Source organism: Candidatus Streptomyces philanthi, assembly GCF_059553635.1.
Map to the genome: position 1 here is coordinate 1 of NZ_JCANQV010000352.1, position 5,475 is coordinate 5,475.

The window sequence follows — 5,475 nt, forward strand, 5'->3', positions numbered from 1 at the left end:
GTCGCCGCGCCCCCGTACGCCCCGCGCCGCGGGATTCCGGTCCGGGAGGCGGGGGAGGCTGCCCGGGAAGAAGGTGTGACGCCTGCTCACATTCTCTTCGCAGGGCGTGTCCAGAAGCCCCCTTGACCCGCCAACTCCCCACGGCGGACACTGCGTTGGGAACTTACGCATCAGGAGTCACAAGCTTCGGGCTTGGTCCCGTGCAGGTGGTCGGCAGACCGTTTCGCAGCGGGCGCAGACGGGGGAACTTGATGGGTTTCGGGGGGACGCGCGACCGCGCGCGAGCAGCGGCCATGGACTCCCCCGTGCCCGCCGCCCCTCCCCCATTCCAGGTCTCTCGATTTCTTGGTGTCCTCACGCTCGGTGCCTGAAGGGATTGGAGGGGGAATGCCGGCGCATACGACCTATCCCGGTGTCTACGTCGAAGAGCTTCCCAGCAGCATCCGCAGCATCACCACCGTCACCACATCCGTCACCGCGTTCATCGGCCACACCCGACGCGGCCCGCTCAACACCCCCGTGCGGGTCACGAGCTTCGCCGACTTCGAGCGCCGCTTCGGCGGACTGACCTCCCGCAGCCCCCTCTCGTACGCCGTGCACCAGTTCTTCGGCAACGGCGGCGCCGTGGCGGTGATCGTCCGCGCCGCCCGGGCGGGCAGCGGCTGCGAGGCGCACCTCACCCTGGAGTCCACCGAGGGCCACAGCCGCTGCCCGGTGCTGGAGGCGCACGCCAAGGAGCCCGGCGCGTGGGGCTCGGGCCTGCGGCTCGTCGTCGACCACGACACCCCCGGCCACCACGGGGACGGGGAGAACGCCGAGGAGACCGCGCACCACCCCCGCGGCCGGACGTTCAACCTCCAGGTCCTCGACGCGCACGGCACCGCCCGGGAGTCCTTCTCCGGCCTGTCCATGGACCCCGGCAGCGGCAGGTTCGCCGAGACGGTGGTCAACGCGGGCTCGTCACTGATCCGCGTCCGGGCCGTCGGGGAGGACCGGCCCGACCCCTCCGGCACGGTCTCCAAGGCGTTCCACCACGAGCTGCCCGCCCTCGACGTCGCTCTCACCGTCAAGATCGGACACGTCGAGCGGGAGTTCACCCTCTACGACCCGGACTGCGACGGCGAGGCCCCCCGCACCGTCACGGAGCTGGCGCTGCTGCTGGAGCACAAGCTGCGCTCGCTGCCGGACGCGCCGGGGCGGCACGCGTTCGCGGGCGCCCAGGTCATCGCGTTCGGGCGGCGGCTCCAGGTCGTCGCCGGGTCCACCGATCCCCGCGACGTGGTGCGGTTCGTCGGCGAGTGCGCCAACGATCTGGGCCTGGAGGCGTCCGTCAACCCGCCGGTCTTCCCGCTGCGCGGCGGGGAGGACGGCGATCCGCCCGGCCCCGGCGACCTCATCGGCAGCGAGTCCCGCAGGACCGGCCTCCAGGCGCTGCGCGACGTACCGGACATCAATCTGCTGGCCCTGCCGGAACTGGCGTCGTACGAATCCGCCGACGACATGATCACGGTGCTGTCGGCGGCCGACCGGCTGTGCCGCCAGCAGCGGATCTTCCTGCTCACGGACGCGCCCGCCGCCTGGGGAAGCGTGGACGCCGCCCGCGCCGGGATCGACGCCTTCACGCCCGTCCGCAGCGACCACGCCGCCCTGTACTTCCCGCACCTGGAGATGACCGACCCGCTCACCGGGCGGCTGCGCTCCTTCCCGCCCTGCGGCGCCGTCGCGGGCGTCATCGCCCGTACGGACGGCGAACGCGGCGTATGGAAGGCACCGGCCGGCACGGAGGCCCGGCTCGCCGGGGTGCGCGCCCTGTCCGTGCGGCTCAGCGACCGCGAGAACGGCCTGCTCAACCCGCTCGGCGTCAACTGCCTGCGGACGTTCCCGGTGATCGGGCCGCTGGTGTGGGGCGCACGCACCCTGGCCGGCGCGGACGCGCTGGAGAGCGAGTGGCGGTACGTCCCGGTGCGGCGGCTGGCGCTGCACATCGAGGAGAGCCTGCTGCGGGGGCTGCGCTGGGCCGTCTTCGAGCCCAACGACGAGCAGCTGTGGCAGCAGATCCGCCTCCACGCCTCCGCCTATCTGCACGGGCTGTTCGAGAAGGGCGCCTTCAAGGGCGGCACCCCGCGCCAGGCGTACTTCGTCAAGTGCGACAAGGACACCACGACGGACGAGGACATCGAGCGCGGCATCGTCCATGTGGTGGTGGGCATCGCCCCGGTCAGGCCCGCGGAGTTCGTGGTCGTCACGATCCGGCAGATGGCCGGCCAGTTCGACGCCACGGGCCGTGAAGGACAAGGACACGAAGGATCCTGGTGACTCCACCCACCGCTGAAGCGGCGGACTTCCTGTGTCGCCCGCTAGGCAGCGGCACAGAGGGCCAGCCCGGCCCTGTCGAGGACGTTCAGCGCGCCGACGTGGTCCGCGTTCGTGGTGAAGCCGCACGTCGCGCACTGGAACTTCGCTTGGGTGACGCGGTTCTCCTTCGCGATGTGCCCGCAGATCGGGCAGGTGCGGGAGGTGTTGCGGGGGTCCACTGCGACGACGGTCCGACCGGCGCTTTCAGCCTTGTTGGCGAGGATCGCGAGGAACACCCCCCAACCCGCGTCGAGGATCGATCGATTGAGTCCGGCCTTCGCGGCCCGCTGATTCGGGAGGAACACACCGGGCTGTTCAGGGTCGGGCCTGAGAGCGGGTTTTCTGGTCATGCCCGCGGTGTTCAGCCGTTCGTGCGCGATCGCGTCGTGACTGCGGACGAGGACGAGGGCGGTCTTGTGCGCGTGGTCCAGACGCTGGCGACGGATCCTGGTGTGGATCTTGGCGACCTTGCGGGCAGCGGCACGGTGCTGCTTGGTGCGGCGGGGGAACGTCGCCAGGTGCCGCCGCGCCTCGGCGAGTTCCCCGGCGGTCCTTTCGAGGAAGCGGGGGTTGGTGAAGTGCTCGCCGCCGGAGGTGGTCAGGAAGTGCGTGACGCCTATGTCGATGCCGACGACCGTGCCCGTGGCCGGCAGCGGCTCGGCGGGCACCTCGTCGCAGGAGAGAACCACGTACCAGCGGTTGCCTTCCCGTTTGACGGCGATCGTCTTCACACGGCCCCGCACCGGACGGTGCTGGTGCACGCGGATGTGCCCGACGCCTTGCAGACGGACACGGGTCAGCCGGTCGTGCGGGGTGGAGTCCCAGCGGCAGCCGTCGCCGTCCCTCGGGAAGATGACGGTGTCGAAGTGGCCGAGCCCCTTGAATCGCGGGTAGCCCGGTTTCTCACCCTTCTTGACCCGGCGGAAAAACGCCTGAAATGCCTTGTCCAGGCGGCGCAGCGTGGCCTGCTGGGAGGAGAACGACCAGCGGCCCTGCCCCCCGGGGCCGAACGCCCGGATCTCCTTGAGCTGCGCAGATCGGCCGCCGTACCGGACGCTGGTCTTCGAGCTGTGCCGCCAGGCGTCCCTGCGCTCCTGGAGCGCACCGTTGTAGAGGGAACGGTGATCGGCCAGCATCGCGCGCAGGGCCTGGGCCTGGCGGGCCGTAGGGCGGAGCAGGAACTTGTAGGCGCGGATCACCTTTGGCGGCTCCGCTCACGGCGCAGGGCTTCGGCGAGGAGAACGCACGCTGCCGCATTGATCGAGATACCGGCCCGGTGGGCGTACCCCTCGACCCGCCGCTTCAGATCCGGGGGCACGCGAAGGTTCAGCGACTCCCGGCGATCTCCTCTAGCCACAGCCCAAACGCTACCGCTCTTGACGACGCCTCATGTTCAAGACCAGGCACTGCGCCGCTCCGCAGCGCAATCACGGATTCGCTTCCCCCACCAGCTGAAGCCGGTGGCCCCTCGAAAGGGTTCTCATGGCCGAGTTCCAGATCAACGCCCATCGCTTCGACCCCTACAAGAACTTCAAGTTCCTGGTGCTGTGGGACGGCCGTACGGTCGCGGGCGTCAGCAAGATCAGCCCGCTGAAGCGGACCACCGAGGTCGTCAAGCACCGCAACGGCGGCGACCCCAGCTCCCCGCGCAAGTCGCCGGGCCGCTCGGAGTTCGAGGGCATCACGCTGGAGCGCGGGGTCACCCACGACCCGGAGTTCGACCGCTGGGCCAACAAGGTCTGGCAGGTCGGCGCCGGCCTCGGTTCCGAGGTGTCGCTGGCCGACTTCCGCAAGGACATCGTCATCCAGGTCCTCAACGAGGCGGGCCAGGTCGCCGTCTCGCACAAGATCTACCGCTCCTGGCCGAGCGAGTACCAGGTGCTGGGCGAGATGGACGCCAACGCCAACGCCGTCGCCATCCAGAGCCTGAAGCTGGAGTGCGAGGGCTGGGAACGGGACTACGAGGTGCCGGAGCCGCAGGAGCCGTCGTTCACGCATCCGGCCTGAGCCGGCCCGTACGGCGGTCCGCATCACGGCACTTGGGGGAGGAATGGCGGTCACCGGGCCCGAAGAACTGCTGACCCTCTGGGAGGCCGGGCTGGCCGAGCGTGACGACGGCCGGGCCCTGCTGCTGCACCGTGCGGCCCGCCCCGGGGCGGAGCCCGGCGCGCTGCTGGCGGCGCCGCTCGGGGAGCGGGCGGCCGATCTGTTCGCGCTGCGCCGGGCGCTGTTCGGGGACCGGATGGAGGTCACGCTGGACTGCGCGGCGGCGGAGTGCGGCGAGGCGATGGAGTGCGAGCTGGACGCGGGCGCCCTCGCCACGCGCCCCCGGGCGCCCGAGGGCGGGCTGCCGGTCGAGGAGGGCGGGTGGGCGGTCCGCTTCCGGCTGCCCGCGCCCGCCGACCTCACCGCGGTGGCGTCCTCGGCGGCCGGCCCCGAGGAGGCGCGGCGGATGCTCGGCGCCCGCTGCGTCCTGACCGCACGGCGGGACGGCCGTCCCGCGTCGGACGAGGAGCTGGCGGCGCTGCCCGGCCCGGTGCTGGAGCGGTTCGCCGAGGCCGCGGAGCGGGCCGATCCGGGCGCCGAGCTGACGCTGACGATCACCTGCCCCGAGTGCGGCGCGGCCACCCCGGCCGAGCTGGACATCGCCGCGTACCTGTGGACCGAACTGGACGCCTGGGCCCGGGACGTCCTCCTCGACGTCCATCTGCTGGCCTCGGCGTACGGCTGGAGCGAGCCCGAGATCCTGGCGCTGAGCCCGCAGCGGCGCCGCTACTACCTGGAGCTGTGCGCGGATGCCTGACTACGTCGACCGGCTGCTGGCGCGGTACGCGCCGCCGTCGCCCGGGGACCGGGCCGGCGGGCCCCGCCGTACGCGCGTACGGCCCCGGCTGCCCGGCCCGTTCGAACGGATCGAGACACTGCCCGGCGCGCCCGGGGAGCCGGACGCGCCCGTGCCGCCGGTGGTGCGCGTGTCCCCGAGGGCGGGGCGGGACACCGAGCGGGTCCGTCATGAGCGGGAGACCAGGACGACCGTCGAGCGGGAGACCGTACGGGACGTCATGGTCCCGCCGCCCCGGGAGGGGCCCGGCCCGGCGGTACGGCCCGCTCCCGCACTGC

Annotated in this window: 4 protein-coding genes and 1 pseudogene; 4 read left to right on the forward strand and 1 reads right to left on the reverse strand. The window is 72.0% G+C overall.

Annotated elements, in window-relative coordinates:
- Window positions 1-387 precede the first annotated feature (387 nt).
- Window positions 388-2,316, forward strand: coding sequence for a phage tail sheath family protein (locus AC51EU_RS26590; RefSeq protein ID WP_496269626.1), 1,929 nt, complete (start codon window positions 388-390; stop codon window positions 2,314-2,316).
- A 41-nt stretch (window positions 2,317-2,357) separates the two neighbouring features.
- Here AC51EU_RS26590 and AC51EU_RS26595 read toward each other — a convergent pair whose 3' ends face one another.
- The gene (locus AC51EU_RS26595) at window positions 2,358-3,554 is read right to left on the reverse strand and encodes an RNA-guided endonuclease InsQ/TnpB family protein (protein WP_496269627.1); all 1,197 of its coding nucleotides are present in this window, start codon (window positions 3,552-3,554) and stop codon (window positions 2,358-2,360) included.
- A 283-nt stretch (window positions 3,555-3,837) separates the two neighbouring features.
- On the opposite strand from AC51EU_RS26595, the gene AC51EU_RS26600 reads away from it, so the two are divergent.
- The 3 genes and pseudogenes from AC51EU_RS26600 to AC51EU_RS26610 all read left to right on the forward strand — a co-directional run.
- The gene (locus AC51EU_RS26600; RefSeq protein ID WP_159508453.1) at window positions 3,838-4,362 is read left to right on the forward strand and encodes a phage tail protein; all 525 of its coding nucleotides are present in this window, start codon (window positions 3,838-3,840) and stop codon (window positions 4,360-4,362) included.
- Window positions 4,363-4,405: 43 nt separating this feature from the next.
- A complete protein-coding gene (locus AC51EU_RS26605; protein ID WP_496269628.1) occupies window positions 4,406-5,158 on the forward strand; it encodes a hypothetical protein in 753 nt (250 codons plus the stop codon).
- Window positions 5,151-5,475: pseudogene (locus tag AC51EU_RS26610) on the forward strand (hypothetical protein); the annotation flags it as partial. The gene AC51EU_RS26605 and the pseudogene AC51EU_RS26610, both read left to right, overlap by 8 nt.